Annotated in this window: 17 protein-coding genes; 7 read left to right on the forward strand and 10 right to left on the reverse strand. The window is 68.6% G+C overall.

The window, feature by feature from the left end:
- Window positions 1-5: 5 nt before the first annotated feature.
- Genes ACFW0G_RS02950 through ACFW0G_RS02960 form a run of 3 tightly spaced genes read right to left on the reverse strand, consistent with a single transcriptional unit; the run spans window position 6 to window position 2,889 of the window.
- On the reverse strand, window positions 6-785 hold the full coding sequence (locus tag ACFW0G_RS02950) for an ABC transporter ATP-binding protein (protein ID WP_378322970.1): 780 nt from the start codon (window positions 783-785) through the stop codon (window positions 6-8).
- On the reverse strand, window positions 782-1,852 hold the full coding sequence (locus ACFW0G_RS02955) for a FecCD family ABC transporter permease (RefSeq protein WP_378322971.1): 1,071 nt from the start codon (window positions 1,850-1,852) through the stop codon (window positions 782-784). Before ACFW0G_RS02955 ends, ACFW0G_RS02950 begins: the two co-directional genes overlap by 4 nt.
- On the reverse strand, window positions 1,849-2,889 hold the full coding sequence (locus ACFW0G_RS02960) for an ABC transporter substrate-binding protein (RefSeq protein WP_378322973.1): 1,041 nt from the start codon (window positions 2,887-2,889) through the stop codon (window positions 1,849-1,851). Before ACFW0G_RS02960 ends, ACFW0G_RS02955 begins: the two co-directional genes overlap by 4 nt.
- A 182-nt stretch (window positions 2,890-3,071) precedes the next feature.
- On the opposite strand from ACFW0G_RS02960, the gene ACFW0G_RS02965 reads away from it, so the two are divergent.
- The 4 genes from ACFW0G_RS02965 (at window position 3,072) to ACFW0G_RS02980 (ending at window position 8,439) form a co-directional block, all read left to right on the forward strand.
- Window positions 3,072-4,400, forward strand: coding sequence for an MFS transporter (locus ACFW0G_RS02965; protein WP_378322974.1), 1,329 nt, complete (start codon window positions 3,072-3,074; stop codon window positions 4,398-4,400).
- Between the two features lie 8 nt (window positions 4,401-4,408).
- Entirely contained in the window at window positions 4,409-6,223 is a 1,815-nt protein-coding gene (gene asnB / locus ACFW0G_RS02970; protein ID WP_378322975.1) for an asparagine synthase (glutamine-hydrolyzing), read from the forward strand.
- Between the two features lie 11 nt (window positions 6,224-6,234).
- The gene (locus ACFW0G_RS02975; protein ID WP_378322977.1) at window positions 6,235-7,449 is read left to right on the forward strand and encodes a cytochrome P450; all 1,215 of its coding nucleotides are present in this window, start codon (window positions 6,235-6,237) and stop codon (window positions 7,447-7,449) included.
- Between the two features lie 63 nt (window positions 7,450-7,512).
- Complete coding sequence (locus ACFW0G_RS02980) at window positions 7,513-8,439, forward strand: L-tyrosine/L-tryptophan isonitrile synthase family protein (protein WP_378322978.1); 927 nt, start codon at window positions 7,513-7,515, stop codon at window positions 8,437-8,439.
- A 2-nt stretch (window positions 8,440-8,441) separates the two neighbouring features.
- Here ACFW0G_RS02980 and ACFW0G_RS02985 read toward each other — a convergent pair whose 3' ends face one another.
- Genes ACFW0G_RS02985 through ACFW0G_RS02995 form a run of 3 tightly spaced genes read right to left on the reverse strand, consistent with a single transcriptional unit; the run spans window position 8,442 to window position 9,645 of the window.
- Window positions 8,442-8,624 (reverse strand): DUF397 domain-containing protein, encoded by a 183-nt coding sequence (locus tag ACFW0G_RS02985; protein ID WP_378322979.1) that lies wholly within the window; start codon window positions 8,622-8,624, stop codon window positions 8,442-8,444.
- Between the two features lie 23 nt (window positions 8,625-8,647).
- On the reverse strand, window positions 8,648-8,830 hold the full coding sequence (locus ACFW0G_RS02990) for a DUF397 domain-containing protein (RefSeq protein WP_378322981.1): 183 nt from the start codon (window positions 8,828-8,830) through the stop codon (window positions 8,648-8,650).
- Window positions 8,815-9,645: a Scr1 family TA system antitoxin-like transcriptional regulator gene (locus tag ACFW0G_RS02995; protein ID WP_378322983.1), complete on the reverse strand. Its 831-nt coding sequence runs from the start codon at window positions 9,643-9,645 to the stop codon at window positions 8,815-8,817. The genes ACFW0G_RS02990 and ACFW0G_RS02995 overlap by 16 nt, the downstream gene beginning before the upstream one ends.
- A gap of 108 nt (window positions 9,646-9,753) precedes the next feature.
- On the opposite strand from ACFW0G_RS02995, the gene ACFW0G_RS03000 reads away from it, so the two are divergent.
- Window positions 9,754-10,308: a hypothetical protein gene (locus tag ACFW0G_RS03000; RefSeq protein ID WP_378322984.1), complete on the forward strand. Its 555-nt coding sequence runs from the start codon at window positions 9,754-9,756 to the stop codon at window positions 10,306-10,308.
- Window positions 10,309-10,347: 39 nt separating this feature from the next.
- Here the strand turns inward: ACFW0G_RS03000 and ACFW0G_RS03005 are convergent, their stop codons facing one another.
- On the reverse strand, window positions 10,348-12,585 hold the full coding sequence (locus tag ACFW0G_RS03005) for a heavy metal translocating P-type ATPase (protein ID WP_378322985.1): 2,238 nt from the start codon (window positions 12,583-12,585) through the stop codon (window positions 10,348-10,350).
- Window positions 12,586-12,607: 22 nt separating this feature from the next.
- Window positions 12,608-14,560, reverse strand: coding sequence for a cytochrome c oxidase assembly protein (locus ACFW0G_RS03010; RefSeq protein WP_378322986.1), 1,953 nt, complete (start codon window positions 14,558-14,560; stop codon window positions 12,608-12,610).
- A gap of 271 nt (window positions 14,561-14,831) precedes the next feature.
- Between ACFW0G_RS03010 and ACFW0G_RS03015 the strand changes: the two genes are divergently transcribed.
- Together ACFW0G_RS03015 and ACFW0G_RS03020 are read left to right on the forward strand one after the other, a co-directional pair.
- Entirely contained in the window at window positions 14,832-16,091 is a 1,260-nt protein-coding gene (locus ACFW0G_RS03015; RefSeq protein ID WP_378322988.1) for a DUF222 domain-containing protein, read from the forward strand.
- A gap of 196 nt (window positions 16,092-16,287) precedes the next feature.
- Window positions 16,288-16,584 carry a hypothetical protein gene (locus ACFW0G_RS03020; protein WP_378322989.1) on the forward strand — a complete coding sequence of 99 codons (297 nt, stop codon included), beginning with the start codon at window positions 16,288-16,290 and terminating at the stop codon, window positions 16,582-16,584.
- A gap of 4 nt (window positions 16,585-16,588) precedes the next feature.
- Here the strand turns inward: ACFW0G_RS03020 and ACFW0G_RS03025 are convergent, their stop codons facing one another.
- Window positions 16,589-16,978, reverse strand: coding sequence for a VOC family protein (locus tag ACFW0G_RS03025; protein WP_378322990.1), 390 nt, complete (start codon window positions 16,976-16,978; stop codon window positions 16,589-16,591).
- Window positions 16,975-17,265, reverse strand: coding sequence for an ArsR/SmtB family transcription factor (locus tag ACFW0G_RS03030; protein ID WP_378322991.1), 291 nt, complete (start codon window positions 17,263-17,265; stop codon window positions 16,975-16,977). The genes ACFW0G_RS03025 and ACFW0G_RS03030 overlap by 4 nt, the downstream gene beginning before the upstream one ends.
- Window positions 17,266-17,288: the final 23 nt, after the last annotated feature.

Raw genomic sequence — 17,288 nt, forward strand, 5'->3', positions numbered from 1 at the left:
GGCCTTCACGGACCTTCGACGACGAGAGGGCGCAACAGTACCCGGGGCGCACCGGTGATCGGATCGTCCACAAGGGAACCGTCCACAGTGAACACTTCGCGCAGCAGACCCGGCTTGAAGACCTCGCGTGGCGCGCCGACCCGGTGAACACGGCCAGAGCGCAGCACCAGCACGGTGTCCGCGTACTGCGCCGCGAGGTCGAGGGAGTGCAGCGCGGCCAGCACGGTCACGCCGAGCGAGGTGGCGAGTTCGAGAGCCGAGATCTGGTGCGCAGGGTCGAGGTGGTTGGTCGGCTCGTCGAGGATCAACAGCCGAGGTTGTTGCGCCAACGCCCGCGCGAGCAGAACGCGCTGACGTTCACCACCGGACAATGTGGACAGAGGCCGCCCCGCCAGTTCCAGGCAGCCGCAGCGATCGAGACACTCGTGCACGATCTCGTCGTCCGAGGCGGTGAGCCGGGCAAAGGTGCCGTGGTGGGGATACCGGCCGAGCGCCACCGATTCGCGCACGGTGAAGTCGTGGCCGCCTGGTGAATCCTGACCGAGAACGCCCACAGTCCGGGCGACGTCACGATGCGGGAGCCGCCAGAGATCGTCGTCCGCCAGCACCACGCGACCGGCGGACGGTCTTAGCGCCCGGTAGACGGTTTTGAGCAAAGTGGACTTCCCGCTGCCGTTGGGGCCCACGAGCGCGACGAACGAACCGCTGGCGATGGTGACGTCGACGTCACGCACCGCCGGGGTTTCGGTGTATCCGGCGGTGACACCGTCAAAGACCAGCTTCACGACAATCCCACCACCCCGGCAGAACTGCGCCGCAGCACGAAAAGGAACACCGGGACACCGACGGCGGCGGTGAGGATGCCGATCGGCAGTTCGGTCGGCGCCAGCACGAGCCGGGCGGCGGTGTCGGCCCAGACGAGGACGAGCGCGCCGAGCAGTGCCGACACCGGGAGCGATCGCCGGTGGTCCGCGCCGACGAGCAGCCGGGTCAGATTCGGGACCACCAGGCCGACGAAGCCGATGCTGCCGGACACGGCGACGACGGTGCCGGTCAGCAACGTCACCACCACGAGGAGGACGAGCCGGAGCCGGGCCGCGTTCAGGCCGAGCGCCGCGGCGCCGTCGTCGCCGAGCACCAGCAGATTGAGCCGTCCCGCCCCGGCGAACGACACCACCAGCAGGACGCCGACGAGCACGACACACGCGACGGTCAACGGCCATTGCGCCCCGGCGAGACTGCCCAGCAGCCAGAACAACACCTGTTGCTGCGCCTCGGGATTCTTCGTGCGCAGCAAGAGAAACGAGACCACCCCGGACAACAGCTGAGCCAGCGCGATCCCCGCCATCACCATCCTGCCCGGCGACGTTCCCCTGCCAGCCCGAGCCAGCAGGAACACCCCGGCCGCGGTGAGCAACGAACCGGCGAACGCGGCGGCGGGCAGCGTGACGAGCCCGAGTGCGGCCGACCCGATCGTGGTGATCACCAGCACAGCCCCGACCGCCGCGCCCGACGAAAGCCCCAGCACGTAAGGCTCGCCGAGCGGGTTGCGCGTCATCGCCTGGGTCAGCACACCGGCCACCGCGAGCCCGGCGCCCACGAACGCCCCTTCGACGACGCGGGGCGCGCGCAACTCCCACACGATGAAGTCGAATCTGCCCGGCGCACCACCACCGAAGAGATGCCGCACGAGAACGTCGGCGACCTCACCGGGCGGCACCGAGACGGGACCGAGACCGACCGCGAGCACCATCGAGCCGACCACGAGCAGCAGGAGAATCCCGGCGAGCACCGGGAGATTCGCCGTGGCGAGCAGCGGCGCGCGCTCCCGGCGCGACGCGGTCGCCGTCACGCGGCAGGTTTGCGCAACGCCGCGGCGATCGTCGCCACCGCCTGTCCATTGAGGACGCTAGGCGAGAGCAGGATGCTCTGCGGCACGACCACCAGGCGGTTCTCCTTGACCGCGGTGCTCCCGGCCAGCACCGGGCTCGACCGGATCGCCGCCGTCAGATCGGCGTCGCTGCCCGGCGCGAACCCGGAGATCACCACGATCGCCTGCGGATCCCGCGCGGCGACCTCCTCGGAGCTGAGGCTCGCGAAATCGGTGCTGGCGTCCTCGGCGATGTTCTTGCCCCCGGCCAGCGTGATGACCCCGTTGGCCAGACTGGTCCCACCCTGCGTCATCACCGGCTGTCCCGGCGCGGGCGGGCCGGAAACGGCCAGTACCCTTACCGGTGCACCCCCGCCACCGCGCGCACCGTCCACAGCGGACTGAACCTGCGCCGCGAGCTGCTTCCCCTTTTCCGCCACGCCAAGGACATCGGCCGCTTCGGTGATGAACTTCGTGGTGACGGAAAGATCCTTCACCGGTCCACCGCCCGCGGACTCGCAGGCCACCAACGTCTTCGCCCCGGCCTGCGCCAGCCGGTCGACCGTGGGTGTGCCGTCGAAACCGCCGAAGCTGTACGTCGACAGGCCGACCACCAGATCCGGACGCGCGTTGATCACCTTCTCCGCGTTGCCCTGACCAGGGTCCAGCACCGGGATCTTGTCCAGCGCGGCCTTCTTGTCCGGCGGGAACGCCGCGAAGAAGTCCGGCGCCGCGGTGCCGACGATCCGATCGCCGAGGCCGAGTTCGGTGAGGATCGCCGCCGCCCCGCCGTCCATCGTGACGATCCGCTTCGGCGGTGTGTCCAGTTTGGGCAACGGCGGGCACGCGGGCGCCGCGGGATGCCCCGTCTTCTTCCCGCCCATGTCCATTCCGGACGAAGGCGCGGCGGCCGGAGTCGCGGACTCCCCCACGCAGGAAGTCAGGAACAGACCCGCCGCCAGCGTCAACGCGGTCAGTGCCCCGGCACGGCGGATCGGCGACGGATGAGCTGCGCCCACGGCTGTACTCCTTACAAGACATTCGTTGTCAGTGCAGAAGTCGCCCGAACGAGGGGCAAAGTTCCCGGAATTTTGGGCACCTTCTGTGACCCGTGCCGCTTTCCGTCCCACGATCGGGAACTTTCCCCGGAACGGTCCCGACTTCTGGCGGCAAGGGGAACTTCAAGGACGAGGGAGCGCTGATGACACGGGGGCGGACGGCGAACTGGCCGCTGGTCGCGGTCGCCGGCCTGGTGTCGTTCATCGCGATGCTCGACATGAACATCGTGAACGTCGCGCTCGCCGACGTCGCCCGCGAGCTGGAAACCACCACGGAAACCGCGCAATGGGCCGTACTCGGCTACCAACTGCCAGTGGTCGCGCTGTTACTCCCTGCCGGGACGTGGCTCAACACCGCACCCCTCCGCACGGTATTGCTCACGGCGGTTTCCGGCTTCGGCGCCTGCGGGCTGCTGGCCACCGTCGCGCCTTGGCCTGCCTGGCTGATCGCGGCGAGGATTGCCCAGGGCTTGTTCGGCGCGGCCCTCTTCGTCCTGATGCCGGTCGTTGCGGCGCAGTCGGTACCCGAACGATTACGCGGTCGCGCGATGAGCGTGCCCGCGACGCTCGGACCACTCGGCGCGGTACTCGGCCCGGCGATCGGCGGGCCGTTGATCGACGCTTTCGGCTGGCGGGCGGTGTTCCTGGTCAAGATCCCGGTGTGCCTCGCCGCGCTCGTCCTGACCACGCGCTACGCCGAACGCGGCGGGCGGTTGGTCCGTCCGGACGCGGCGTCGTTGCGCGGTGCCGCACTGACCGGTTCCGGGATCGGATTGTTCTTGCTGGGCTTGACGTTCGGCGCGACCGAACCCGGATGGCTGCTGCTGTGCCTGGCCGGGATTCCGCCGTTGGTGCTGTGGTCCCACAGCAGCGGAAGGCCGTCGTGGGAGGTGATCCGCGCCTCCGGCACCGGCGGGGTGCAGGCCGCGGTGCTCGCGCTGGCAATGGCGTTCGCGGTGATGAACTACCTCGTCGGCCTGCGAATGCAGGAAATCGACGGGATCAGCGCCGCGGTGACCGGCTGGACACTGCTCGCGTTCGCCGCCGGGATGGGCGTGGCGGGGCCGCTCGGCGGACGGCTGGCCGACCGGTTCGGCCCGCGTCCGGTCGCCGTCGCCGGCGCGACGCTCACCGCGGCCGGGTTGCTGTCCCTGCTCACTTTGAGTCCTCAGTGGACACCGGCGGCGGTCGCGGTCCGGCTGGCGGTGGCCGGGATCGGAATGGGGCTGTACGGCGGTCCCGCGCAGGTGCTCGTGATCACCGCCGCGCCACCGGATCGGATGGCGACCGCGGGCGCCACTGTCCAGCTCGCCCGCAGCCTCGGCTTCACCCTCGGCCCGGCCTGCGCCACCGCGGCCTGGGCACTGGGTAGCCCGGCGGCGGGGTTGTGGCTGGCCGCGCTCGTCGCTTGCGTGGCCGTTCCTCTGCTCGGCGTGCGGCCACGGAAACTCTTGCCGAACAACGGAAAGTGAGTCGTTCCATGTGCGGAATCACCGGCTGGGTGTGTTACCACGGCCTGGCCGACGGCAGCGCGGCGACGCTACGCGCGATGACGACCACGTTGACGCCCCGTGGCCCGGACGCGAGCGGTGTCTGGCTGTCGCGCCAAGCCGCGTTCGGACATCAGCGGCTCGCGGTCCTCGACATCGAGGGCGGCACTCAGCCGATGGTGCGCGAAGATGTCGTGCTGACCTACAGCGGCGAGATCTACAACCATCACGAACTCCGCGACGAGCTGCGCCGCCGTGGCCACCACTTCACCACCCGCAGCGATACCGAGGTCGTACTCCGCGCGTATCAGGAGTGGGGAGACGCGATGGCCGACAGGCTCGTCGGCATGTACGCCTTCGCCATCTGGGACGAAACCAAGCGGCATCTGCTGCTGGTCCGCGATCGACTCGGCGTGAAACCGCTGTACTGGTCGGCAATCGACGGCGGTATCGCGTTCGCCTCGGAGCCGAAGGCGTTGTTCGAGCATCCCGAGCTGGAGCCCACAGTGGACACTGCTGGGCTGCGCGAGGCCTACAGTCTGCTGTTCAACACCGGCCCGACACTCTGGGCCGGGGTACGGGAGCTTCCTCCGGGCACGCTGTTGAGCCTGACTCCCGATGGCCGTCGCGAAAGGACGTACTGGCAGCTCGAAGTCCACGAGCACACCGACGATCGGGACGCGACCGTCGCCAAGGTCACAGAGCTGCTGAACGCCGCGACACGGTCGCAAGTGGAGGCCGACGTCCCGCTGTGCAGCCTTCTCTCCGGTGGTCTGGATTCCACTGTGGTCACCGCCCTCGCCGCCGACGAACTCGGCCAGGCAGGGACAACGCTGCGCTCGTACGCCGTCGATTACAGCGATCAGGCCGAGAAGTTCACCGGTGACGTCCTGCGCACCGGGCACGACACCCCGTTCGCCACCGAGGCGGGCGCGTTCATCGGCACCGAGCACGACACCGTTGTCCTCGACCCGAAGCTGCTCCTCGACCCGGACCATCGCGCCGCGGTGGTGGCCTGCCGGGATTCGCCGATCGGCGTCGGCGACATGGACACGTCGTTGTACCTGCTGTTCGGCCGTATTCGTGAACACTCCACAGTGGCCTTGTCCGGTGAGGCAGCCGACGAGGTTTTCGCCGGATATCCGTGGTTCCACACGCCACGCGCGATCGAGGCGACGACGTTCCCTTGGCTGCTGGTGACCGACGACGAAGCCGCGATGCCGATGCATCCCGACCTCGCACCGGTGCTGCGAATCGGCGAATATCAAGCCGACACCTACACCGACGCCCTCGCTGCCGTGCCGCACTTACCTGGCGAGGACGCCGTCGAGTACCGGCAGCGCGAGTTGCAGCACCTGTCACTGACCCGCTGGCTGCGTCAGCTGCTGCACCGGAAAGACCGGCTCAGCATGGCACGCGGATTGGAGGTCCGGGTGCCCTACTGCGACCACAGGCTGGTCGAGTACGCCTTCTCGATTCCTTGGCGGATCAAGGCTTTCGACGGCCGGGAGAAGAGTGTGCTGCGTGCCGCGGCCCGCGGTCTGGCACCCGAGTCCGTCCTCATGCGACCGAAGAACCACTATCCGGCCACTCATCACCCGGACTACAACCGCGGGCTCCAAGACCTGGCCAGGGCAGCACTGTCCGGTTCGGACACCCTGCGCGGACTGGTCGACGAGGCGAAGGTCAAGCCGGTGCTCGACTGCGCACCGGAGAAGCTCGCCTGGGGCCACCGGTTGCGACTCGAACGGGTCGTGGACCTCGGGCTCTGGCTCGACCACCACCGCCCGAGGATCACGCTGTGAAGGAGAAACCCGTGCCCGTTCCGTTGTACGGCACCGAATACAAGACCGACCCGTACCCGCTGTACGCCGAACTCCGCGAGAAGTGTCCGGTGCACGCGGTCGAATTCCCGAGCGGTGTGCAAGCCTGGCTTGTCACCGGCTACGACGCCGCGCACTCGGCGTTGAACGACGAACGCCTCGGCAAAAACCACTCCCGGGGTAATGACCGGTGGCGGGCCCGCGCGTCGATCATGCCGGAACCGCAGCATTCGCAGCTCCAGGTCCACCTTCTGCACCAGGATCCGCCGAAGCACACGGAAATGCGCAAGCTCACGCTGGAATGGTTCGCGCCACGGCGGATCGAGGCCCTGCGCCCCCGTTTCCGTGAGCTGGCGGACGAACTGGTCGACGCGCTGCCGCCCGAAGGTCCGGCCGATCTCGTCGCCGGGTTCGCCGCGCACTTCCCGTTCCGGGTGCTGGCCGAGGTGATCGGGCTGCCCTCGGTGCTGGCTAAGGGTTTCCGTCGCGAATGGGGCAAGGTCGTCCAGCCGGTCGGACCGACCGATCCGGGCAGGCCTCAGTACGAAGCGCTGCTGCGCGGGTTGCAGGGCTACATCGCCGACGTCACCGCGGACAAGCGCGCGAACTCCGGGGAAGACCTGCTGAGCACACTCGTGCGGGCCAACGACGACGGCGTGCTGAGCAAGGAAGAGCTGGACTCCATGGTGTTCCAGCTGCTCGTGGCCGGGCAGGAGCCGGTCACCAACCAGATCAGTACCGCCCTCATGACGTTGTTGCGGCGCCCCGAAAAGCTGGCCGAACTCCGGGACGATCCCGAGCTGCTGCCGTCGGCAGTGGAGGAACTCCTGCGGTTCGACTCCGCGTTCGAGTTGACGACCTGGCGTTTCTTCGCCGAGGACAGCGAACTGCACGGCACCCGGATTCCGGCGGGCGACTCGGTGATCGTCTCGTTGTGCGCGGCCAACCGGGACCCGCGGCGGTTCGAGAACGCCGACGAACTCGACTTCACTCGCTCCCCCAACCCGCATCTGGCGTTCGGGCACGGCATCCACTTCTGCCCCGGCGCCGCGCTCGCCCGCGCGGAACTCCGGATCGCCCTCGACACGCTGCTGCGCCGCCTGCCCGGCCTGCGGTTCGCCGGGGACCCGGACGCCATCGCGTGGGTCCCCGCCGTCCTCGCCCGGGGCGTCAACAGCCTGCCCGTCACCTACGACCGCGTGAGCTGAAGGGGACTTTCCTCGCATCGCATGCGACGAAAGTCCCCTTCAGCCCACTTGCCGAGGAGATCTGTGCTCACCGCGACACCGTCCACTGTGGAGAGAACCACGGCGGACATCCTGCGCCTGCTGCTGCCCCATCGCCGTCACGTCCGCGGTGACACGGTCTCGCAGCCGGAAGCGTTCAGACCGCAGCTGGCCCAGCTCGCGGCGTTCGTCCGCACCGGCGAACCGATTCTGTTCACGCTGCCCGGTTTCCCCTGCAAGTCCCCGAATCCGGACAAGGTGCTCGGCCCGCTGCCGGACGAGGGCGAGCGCCTTTCCCTGCGGTTCCTCGACGAACTCTGCGCCACGATCGAAGCGGTCTACCCACCCGGCGCGCGCATGCTGATCTGCTCCGACGGCCACATCTTCGGCGATCACATCGGCGTCGCGGACGGGACGATCGACGCCTACGGAACCGCACTGCGCGCGATGATCCACGCCGAACGCAGGACCTGCCTGGAGACGTTCGATCTGGGCGACGTCCTCGGCGAGACCGGTTACGACGAGAAGCGGCGCCGGGTACACGAAGAGTTCGCGCCCACAGTGGACGATCTCCGCGCCCAGGTCCACCACGATGAGAACATGACCCGGCTCTACCGGGGCATCACGCGGTTCCTCGTCGAGGACACCGTCGGCCACACCGGCACGAAATCCGCGCTGCAACGGGAATGCCGACGCCGTGCCTACGGCGTCATCCAGCGCAGCAATGCGTGGAGCAGCCTGATCGCGGCCCGTTTTCCGCGCTCGGTACGGCTTTCGATCCATCCGCAGCCGCCGGGCGCGGCGAAGTTCGGCATCCGGCTGCTCGACGTCGACGACCAGTGGACGACGCCGTGGCATTCCTGCGTCCTACTCCGCGCCGACGGCACGCCGACACTGCTGCCGCACCACCGTGCCCGCGCGCTCGGCACGCTCGCCTACCGCGACGGCCGCCCCAGCCACTACGTCGCGTGAGGTTACCGGGGACGCAGAGTGCTGGTGAAGGTGCGCCAAGCGGCAGCGGGGACGATGAGACTGCCGGTGTGCGGAGTCTTCGAATCACGGACATGAGCGCGGCCAGGCTGGTACGCGACCTCCACACAGGCACCGCCGTTGGCCGTGCTGTAGGAGGACTTCCGCCAAGTCAGAGAGTGACGCATCGGTCCTCCCCTTTCAAGCCGATCTACCGGGGACGCAGGGTGGCGGTGAAGGTACGCCAGGCGGCAGCGCTGACGGTGAGACTGCCGGTGTCCGGAGTCTTCGAATCGCGGACATGAGCATGGCCCGGCTGGTATGCGACCTCCACGCAGGTACCACCGTTGGACCCGCTGTAGGAGGACTTCCGCCAGGTCAGGGGGTGATGCACTGGTCCGCCTCTTTCTCGATCAGGTCGATGGTCTGCCGGTGGGAGAGGGCGTCCGCGCGAAAGTACTCGAACGTCCGGCGCAGGGCCGCCACGTCGGCGTGGCCCTCGACGACCTCTCCGCGAAGCTGGTTGTCAACATACGCCACGTCCGGGGCACCGTCGAGGCTGGCCACGACGAAATGACCAATGAACTTACTGCAGGCCGGAGCGTCCGGCGGCACCACCTGCACCGAGATGTTGCGCCGCTGCGCCATCTCCGCGAGATGCCGCAGCTGTTCGCTCAGTACCTCGGCACCGCCCACCTGCTGACGCAGCACCGACTCGGACAGCAGCACCACTAGCATCGGCGGCTCGCCCTCGTCCAGCACCCGCTGGCGTTCGAGCCGGGCGGCCACCAGTTCCTCGGAATCCAGGATCGCCCGCGCGTAGTCCGGGGTTTGCAGCAATCCCGGAATGACCGTTGATTCGAACCACAGCAGCGTAGTGGCGCTTTCCTCCACCTCTATCCATCGGTCCAGCCATTCGTGCGAGACCTCGCGCGCCACCAGTTCGGCGAGCATTCGCGCGAGAAAACCAGTGGTGCCAAGGATTTCCTCGCAGCGGGCGAGATCATCAGCTTTCGGAGTGCGTTTCCCGGTCTCCCACATCGCGACGAGTGACTGGGACACGAACACGGCCTTGGCCAGTTCCTCCTGGCTCAGCGATTTCCCATCCCTGGCCAGCGCCAGTTCCCTACCCCATGCTTCCAGTGCGGTGCGGCGTTTGCGTGCCATGGTCAGTCTCACATCGTTCGGTGATGACAGCGGGGTGATCACGCACGGCCTATATCGTGTCACTGATTGTCATCCTAGCCCGATGCGGCGAGAGTGGACAGCGCGGAACCGGAGGGATCCGCGATCGGGAAAAACAAAGGAGAAACGCCCATGGCCGCCACCTTGACCGACGCCAGCAGCACCGCCGGGGACACCGACGACCATTCCGTCGTCCGGCTCGTCGCGGACCGGCTCGCGAAACGGGGAATCCCGTCGGCGATCGAAGAGGAGCACTGGCTGACCCTGCCCGGCGCCGGGGGCGAGTTCTACGCCGACGCCTACGGGCAGGTGGTGTGGGCCTTCCGGCTGCCGCCGGCCCAGTGCGACGACCCGGTCCGCATCATCCGGACGATCCTGCTGCTGATCGGCGCGGAAGACCTTGCCGGGCTGGATTTCTCCCCGGCGCCGCGGGACACCCTGCGCCGCACGGTCGGCGCCGCGCTGCACGCGCTCGGCCTGGCGGTGCGCCTGGTCGTGAGCGAGGACGCGGTGGCGTGGCGCGTCTGTGTCGAGCTGGCCGTGTCCGATCCGTCCCGGCCGTCACGCGGTGAGGTCCGGCTCGCCGACAACGGCGAACTCAGCTGGTCCTGCCTGTGCGGCCCGGAACCGGGCCTGGCCGCCGAGGACATCGCCCACACCCTCGCCACCGTGCTGCACTGTCCGTGAATGCCACATTGAGGGAATCAGAGTCCCTCAATGTGGCATTCACGGACCGTCTACGCGGCTTCCCTCGAAGGAGCGCAGGCGCAGGCTGTTCGAGACCACCAGTACCGACGACAGCGACATCGCCGCGCCGGCGATGAGCGGGTTCAGCAGCCCGAGCGCGGCGAGGGGGATCGCCGCGACGTTGTAGCCGAAGGCCCACAGCAGATTGCCACGGATGACGCGCAACGTGCGGTTCGCCAGCCGGATCGCGTCGGGCACCACGCGCAGGTCGTCGCGCACGAGCACGACGTCGGCCGAGCGCAGCGCGATGTCGCTGCCCCTGGCCATCGCCATGCCGAGGTCGGCGGTCGCGAGCGCGGGGCCGTCGTTGATCCCGTCGCCGACCATCGCGACCCGCGCTCCCCCGGCGCGCAACGCTTCGACGGCCTCGGCCTTCTCCGCGGGCAGCACCCCGGCACGGACGTCGTCGATGCCGACCTCGGCCGCGACAACCCGGGCCGCGGTCTCGTTGTCGCCGGTCAGCAGGACCGTCCGCAGACCGAGGTCGTGCAACGCGGCCACCGCGGCGCGCGCGGACGGCTTGACGACGTCGCGGATCACCAGCAGCCCGGCGATCCGCGCGTCCACCGCGACAAGGACCGCCGTCGCCCCGTCCCCCTCGGCGGCGGCGAGCTGTTCCCCGACGTCTCCCGGAACGTCGGGGAACAGCCGCGGGCTGCCGACCTTGACGTCGTGACCTTCGACCGTCCCCTGCGCACCGAGCCCCGGCAGCGCGGCGAACTCCGTGACGTCGGGCAGCTCCGGCAGTTCGGCCTTCGCCGCGGTGACCACGGCCGCCGCGATCGCGTGCTCCGAACCGGCTTCGACCGCCCCGGCGAACCGCAGCAGTTCGGCCGAGGTGAACCCGTCCGCCGGATAGTGCCCGGTGACCGTCATCCGGCCGGTGGTGACCGTGCCTGTCTTGTCCAGCACCACGGTGTCGACCGAGCGGCTGGCCTCCAGCGCGTCCGGCCCCTTGATGAGGATGCCGAGCTGGGCGCCCCGGCCGACCCCCGCCATCAGCGCGGTCGGCGTCGCCAGGCCGAGCGCGCACGGGCAGGCGATGATGAGCACCGAGACCGCGGCCGTGAACGCGTCCCGCACCGGCTGCCCGGTCAGCAGCCAGCCCGCGAGGGTGAGCACGGCCAGGCCCAGCACCACCGGGACGAACACCGCGCAGATCCGGTCCACGAGCCGCTGTACGTTGGCCTTGCGGGCCTGCGCGCGCTCGGCGAGCGCGGTCATCTGCGCGAGCTGGGTGTGCGCGCCGACCGCGGTCGCCCGGACGATCAGCCGTCCGTCGCGGTTGATCCCGGCGCCGATCACCCGGTCACCCGGCCCGACCTCGGCGGGCACCGGCTCACCGGTCACCGCACTGACATCCACTGTGGACAATCCACTGTCGACAACGCCGTCGGCAGCGATGGACTCCCCCGGCTTGACCACGAAGAGATCGCCGACGGCCAGCTCACCGATCGGCACCATCCGCTCGACGCCGTCGCGTAGCACCCGGACGTCCTTGGCAGCCAACGCATCCAGCGCGGCGAGCAGCCCTGCGGCGCTGCGTCGTGACCGGCTCTCGAAGTAGCGTCCGGCGAGCAGGAAGGTGGTCACGCCCGCCGCGACGTCGAGGTAGATCGCGTCCGCCCCGGCCGCCGTGGGGCCGAAGCCGATCCAGTAGCCGGGCTCGTGCCCGCCGAAGAGCGTCGCCCAGCCGGACCAGGCGAACGACGCGAGCACGCCGATCGACACCAGAGTGTCCATACTGGACGATCGATGCCGCAGATTCCGCAGTGCCGCACGGTGGAACGGCAGCGCGGACCAGAACACGACCGGGAAGGCCAGCGCGAGACAGAGCAGTTGCCAGCCGGGGAATCGCAGCGAGGGCACCAGTGCGAGCGTGATGGACAGGTTCCCGAGCGGGATCGCCAGCACCGCCGCCACGATGAGACGACGGCGCAGATCCGCGACCCTCGCCGTCCCGAGTTCGGCGTCGTCCTCGCCCCGGAGCCTCGCCTCGTAACCGGCCTTGCGGATCCGGCCGAGCAGGACGTCGTCAGCCATGTCCCCGGGTGCTTGAACGGTCGCCCGTTCTGTGGCGTAGTTGACCGAGGCGCGGACGCCGTCGAGCTTGTTCAGTGTGCGTTCCACCCGTGCCGAGCAGGCGGCGCAGGTCATGCCGGACACGGCCAGTTCGACCGTGCGGATCGGGGTCGTCCCGGTGGTCGTGGTGGTCATTTTCGGTGGCTCCGTGGGGTTTTCAGCGTCGCTTGGCGGCGAGTTCGGCGAGCATGGCGTTGTAGGCGGCGAAGTCGTCTTCGCCGGTGCGGTCGATGCGTTTGGCCTCGCGTTCGTCGGCGCGGGCCCACTGGGCGAGCAGCGCGACGACCACGACCACCATCGGGATTTCCCCGGTGGCCCAGGCGATCCCGCCGCCGAGCTGCTGATCGGTGAGGAGATCTCCGGCCCAGGGCAGGGAAAGATAGCGGTAGAATGTCTCGGCGATCACGACCTGTTTGTTCATCAGGATCACGCCGAAGAACGCGTGGAACGGCATGACCGCGAAGAGCATGCCCAGCCGCGCCAGATGCGGCAGCGGGCGCGGCGGGCGGTCGACACCGACGACGAGCCAGAAGAACACGTACCCTGCCACCAGGAAATGCAGGTTCATCAGCTGGTGCGCCCAGTGATAGAGCATCGCCTGGCCGAACAGGTCGGTGAAGTACAGCGCGTAGAAGGAACCGACGAACACCACCGACGCGAGCGCGGGATGTCCGATGATCCGTGCCGCCCGCGAATGCAGCAGGGAGACGAGCCATTCGCGCGGGCCCGGTGCCGCGTCCCGGCCCGCCGCCGGGAGCGCCCGGAGTGCCAGGGTGAGCGGGCCGCCCAGCACGAGCAGCACCGGGGCCAGCATGTTCAACGTCATGTGGATGATCATGTGCATGCTGAAGGTGCCCGAGGCGTATGGCCCGAGCCCGGACGACGTCGCGATGAGGACCACGAGCCAGCCCGCGCACCACGCGATGGTTCTGCGCGGGGCCCAGGCGTCCCCGCGGCGGCGCAGCCGGCGGACGCCGAGGAGGTACGCACCGATCGCGATCAGCGCGACGAAACCGAAGAGCAGGTCGAACCGCCAGCCGAAAACCAGCCCGGCGAACGACGGCGGGTTGTCGAGGTTGTAGCCGAGCACGGTTTCCTGCACCGTGGCCGGGTTGTTCAGGAACGACGGCGGCACCAGATGGGTCAGCCCGACGGAGGTACCCAGCGCGACGGCCAGCAGCAGGAGTTCGATGATCAGGACCCGCCAGCGCGATCCGTTACGCCGTCGCAACGCCATGATCGGCACACCGAGGATCGCCAGGACGACCAGGTCGATCCCCAGCAGCAACCCGTACCCGCTCGCCAGCCCGGCGGGGCGGGCAAGGATCAGCCCGGCGACCGCGCCGGAGATCCCGACCACGAGGAAGCAGACCAGCGAAAGCCGTTGGTAGCGGCGAAGAATCACCGCGTCCGGCTCTTTGACGCGACGGAGATACGCGAGCAGCGCGACGAGCGATCCCGCCCACGCGCTCGCCGCGGGGATGTGCCACAGCATGGCGTTGGTGGCGAAGTCGTGCCAGCCGCCGACCGACGCGTGCCCGGCGACCACCGGCGGGAGCAGCCCTGCCATCGCGACGACGACGCCGAGCACCGTCGTGCGCCAGCTCAGCGTGAACCAGCACAGCAAGGACACGATGATCGCCGCGACCAGCACGCACAGCCACGCCTTCGGCTCTTCTGCCGCGTCCACAGTGGACAGGAGAACACCCGGTTCGAGCATCCGCCGCACCGGCAGCCCGGAGGCGTCCGCCGCCGAGAACGGCACGGCGAGCACCGCCGCCGCCACCCAGCCGGACGCGGCCCACGCCGCCAGCCGCACCGCGGAGAACGCCTCCGCCGTCAGGAACCCGCCCCGGCGTCCCGGCGCCACGAAAGCCGCGAACACGAGCGATCCGCCGCAGACGACACCCGCGACGTCGGCCGCGAACCGGACCACCCCGAAGCCGAACGCCGTCACCGCGCCGGGATCACTGTCCCCGAGCAGCGCGTAGACGTTCCCGGCCAGCGCCACCACCAGCAGCACCACGGCGAGCCCGGCCAGCCAGACCACGGGCAGGAGCACGGCGGGGTACCGGCGCGGCGGGGACGGGGAAAGTTCGGTTGTCCGCACCCTTCACCTGTCGGCTGGGATGTGCTCCGAGTTCCCGAAAGGACCGGACGGGTGACGGCCCTCACTTCGGACATCGGTGACGACGTCTCGGGCGCGATGTTCGGATCGGACCGCGCGGGCCTATCGCGCGTGGAGGGATTCCGTCGGCGGTCCACTTGCGCTTTGGTCGGAGTTTTCGGCGGAAATCCTTTTACAGCAAGGAAAAGTGCGTGTCGCAGGTTCACCCGATCGATAGCACACATGTTCGATCGGGCGGCGTATCGTTGATGTCGTGGCAGTCGACAGCAGCACCTCCGCAACGCGCACCGAGTGGTGGCGCGTCGATGTCGGCTGCCTGCTGACACGGCTCTTGGAGTCCGAGTGTGTGCAGCGTCGGGAAGCCGCTGTGCAGGGCGAGGTGATGGCCGAGCTGGAACGACGCGGCATCCGCGATACCACCGGCTATGGAAGCCTCATGCGTCTGTTGCAGGAGACGCTGAACATCCCCTACGCCGAAGCGAAAGCACGCGCAGCACGGGCGCTCGCGTTGAACGGCACCCGCGATCTCACCACCGGCGAACAGCCACCCACGGCACCCGCCACCGCGCAGGCCGCATCCGAGGGCGCGATCGGCGCCGCCCAGATCGACGAGATCCTCCGGGTCCTCGACAAACTCCCCAAAACAGCCCCGGCGGATCAGCGGGAGCAGGCCGAGAAAATCCTCGCCGAACTCGCCCGCGCCGCCGGACCCCGAGAAATCCGCGCCGCCGGACGACGTTTGTTGAGTCAGCTTGATCCGGACGGTCGGGAACCCAAAACCCGCGAACCGAAACCCTTCCAGCCCGAGTTCTCCCTCGCACCGCACCGTGACGGCGGACATCACATCAAAGCCCGGGTGGACGACGAGACCTCCGCACGCCTGCAAGCCATGCTCGACCCACTCGCGAAACCCCGCCCCGCCACCGAAGAGGAAGGGCGCGATACCCGAACCCAATGGGAGCGGCGCGGGTGTGCGTTCTCGGAGCTGGTGCGGATGTGGACCGAACACCCCGACCTGCCCACACAGGCCGGAGAAGCCACCCACATCGTCGTCACCATCGGACTCAAAGAACTACGAACCGGGATCGGACAGGCCACCCTTGATCTGCTCGGCGAGATCACCGCAGCCGAAGCACGACGACTCGCCTGCGACGCCAAGATCATTCCCATGGTCCTGGGGACGCACGGCGAACCCCTCGACGTCGGCCGAGCACAGCGCCTGGCCACCCCGGCCATCCGCCGCGCCCTCATGCGTCGCGACGGCGGCTGCGCCTTCCCCGGCTGCGATGCCCCCGCCTACCGTTGCACACCGCACCACGTGACCTACTGGGCACATCACGGTGAGACCAAAGTGGACAATCTCGTCCTCCTCTGTTCCGTCCACCACAAGCTCATCCACCACTCCCCATGGGAAGTCCGAATCGCCAGCGACGGACTCCCGGAATTCGTACCACCCGCATGGCTGGACGCCACCCGCACACCACGACGCAACACCATCCACCTACGAACCTAAGCCGAACGCGCGACACGGTGCCTGCTCATCACAGGTACAGGGCACAGCTCTGTCCTCCGACTTCGGCCTCTCCAGCGCGTGAATGGCACTTTGGGGACGTCAGACCTTGCCGAAATGCCCTTCACGACATCCTGGCTCGCCCCTTGAACGTCACCACGAGAACCATCGAGCTGACCCGAGGGGACGGATCACGATCATGTCCTATCCCTACCAAGTCAAGGACTTCGACGAAATGGCACGGAAGCTCTGTCTCGGCGAGTGGCTGGTGCTCCGGCACGAGCACCTGTGTGGCATCGACCTGGACATCTGGAAAGAAGGCGTCGACCGCGCCTGCGCCGCGCTCGGGATCGATGTGATGATGCAGGATATCCCGCACAAGGATCTCACCGTGGTGTTCAACACGGCCAGGGAAATGGTGCCGCGCATCGAGCAAATCCACGACTCGATCCGCCGGATCGAACGGTATCGCTGGCTCGACCGGCTCACCGGCTAGGCGGCTACTTCATGGTGGCGAGCTGGATCAGGTTGCCGCAGGTGTCGTCGAGAACAGCGGTGACCACCGGGCCCATGTCGGTCGCCTCCTGGGTGAACTGGACGCCCAGCCCCTTGAGCCGCTCGACCTCGGCGTAGACGTCGTCGACGGCGAACTGGGTGTAGGGGATGCCGTCGGTGACCAGTCCCTTCTTGAACGGGCCCGCCGCCGGGTGACCGTCCGGTTCCAGCAGCAGCTCGACGCCGTCCGGGTTGGCCGGGGAGACCACGGTGAGCCAGCGTGCTCCGCCGGCGGGCACGTCGGTCTTCTTGATGAAGCCCAGTTTCTCGGTGTAGAAGGCGAGCGCCTTGGCCTGGTCGTCGACCAGCACGCTGGTGATGTTGATGCGGATCATGGGTTCGGTGCCTCTCGGTCGATGGGCCACCGCTCGACGATCGAACGCAGCGGGCTCGTGTCGATGTGGTGGAACTTGTACCGGCCTTGCCGCCGGGTGTGCACCAGGCCTGCCTGCTCGAGCACCGCGAGGTGCTGCGAAATGGCCTGACGCGAAGACGCCAGGCCGTGTTTCATGCTCAGCCGGCCACAAAGCTCGAACAGTGTCTGACCGTCCCTTTCGGTCAGCTCGTCCAGGATGATGCGTCGCGTCGCGTCGCCGATCGCCTTGAACAGGTCCGCGTCCACACGCCCCGTTATAGGCAAGCCGT

The organism is Amycolatopsis sp. NPDC058986, from assembly GCF_042741125.1.
Taxonomy (GTDB): domain Bacteria; phylum Actinomycetota; class Actinomycetes; order Mycobacteriales; family Pseudonocardiaceae; genus Amycolatopsis.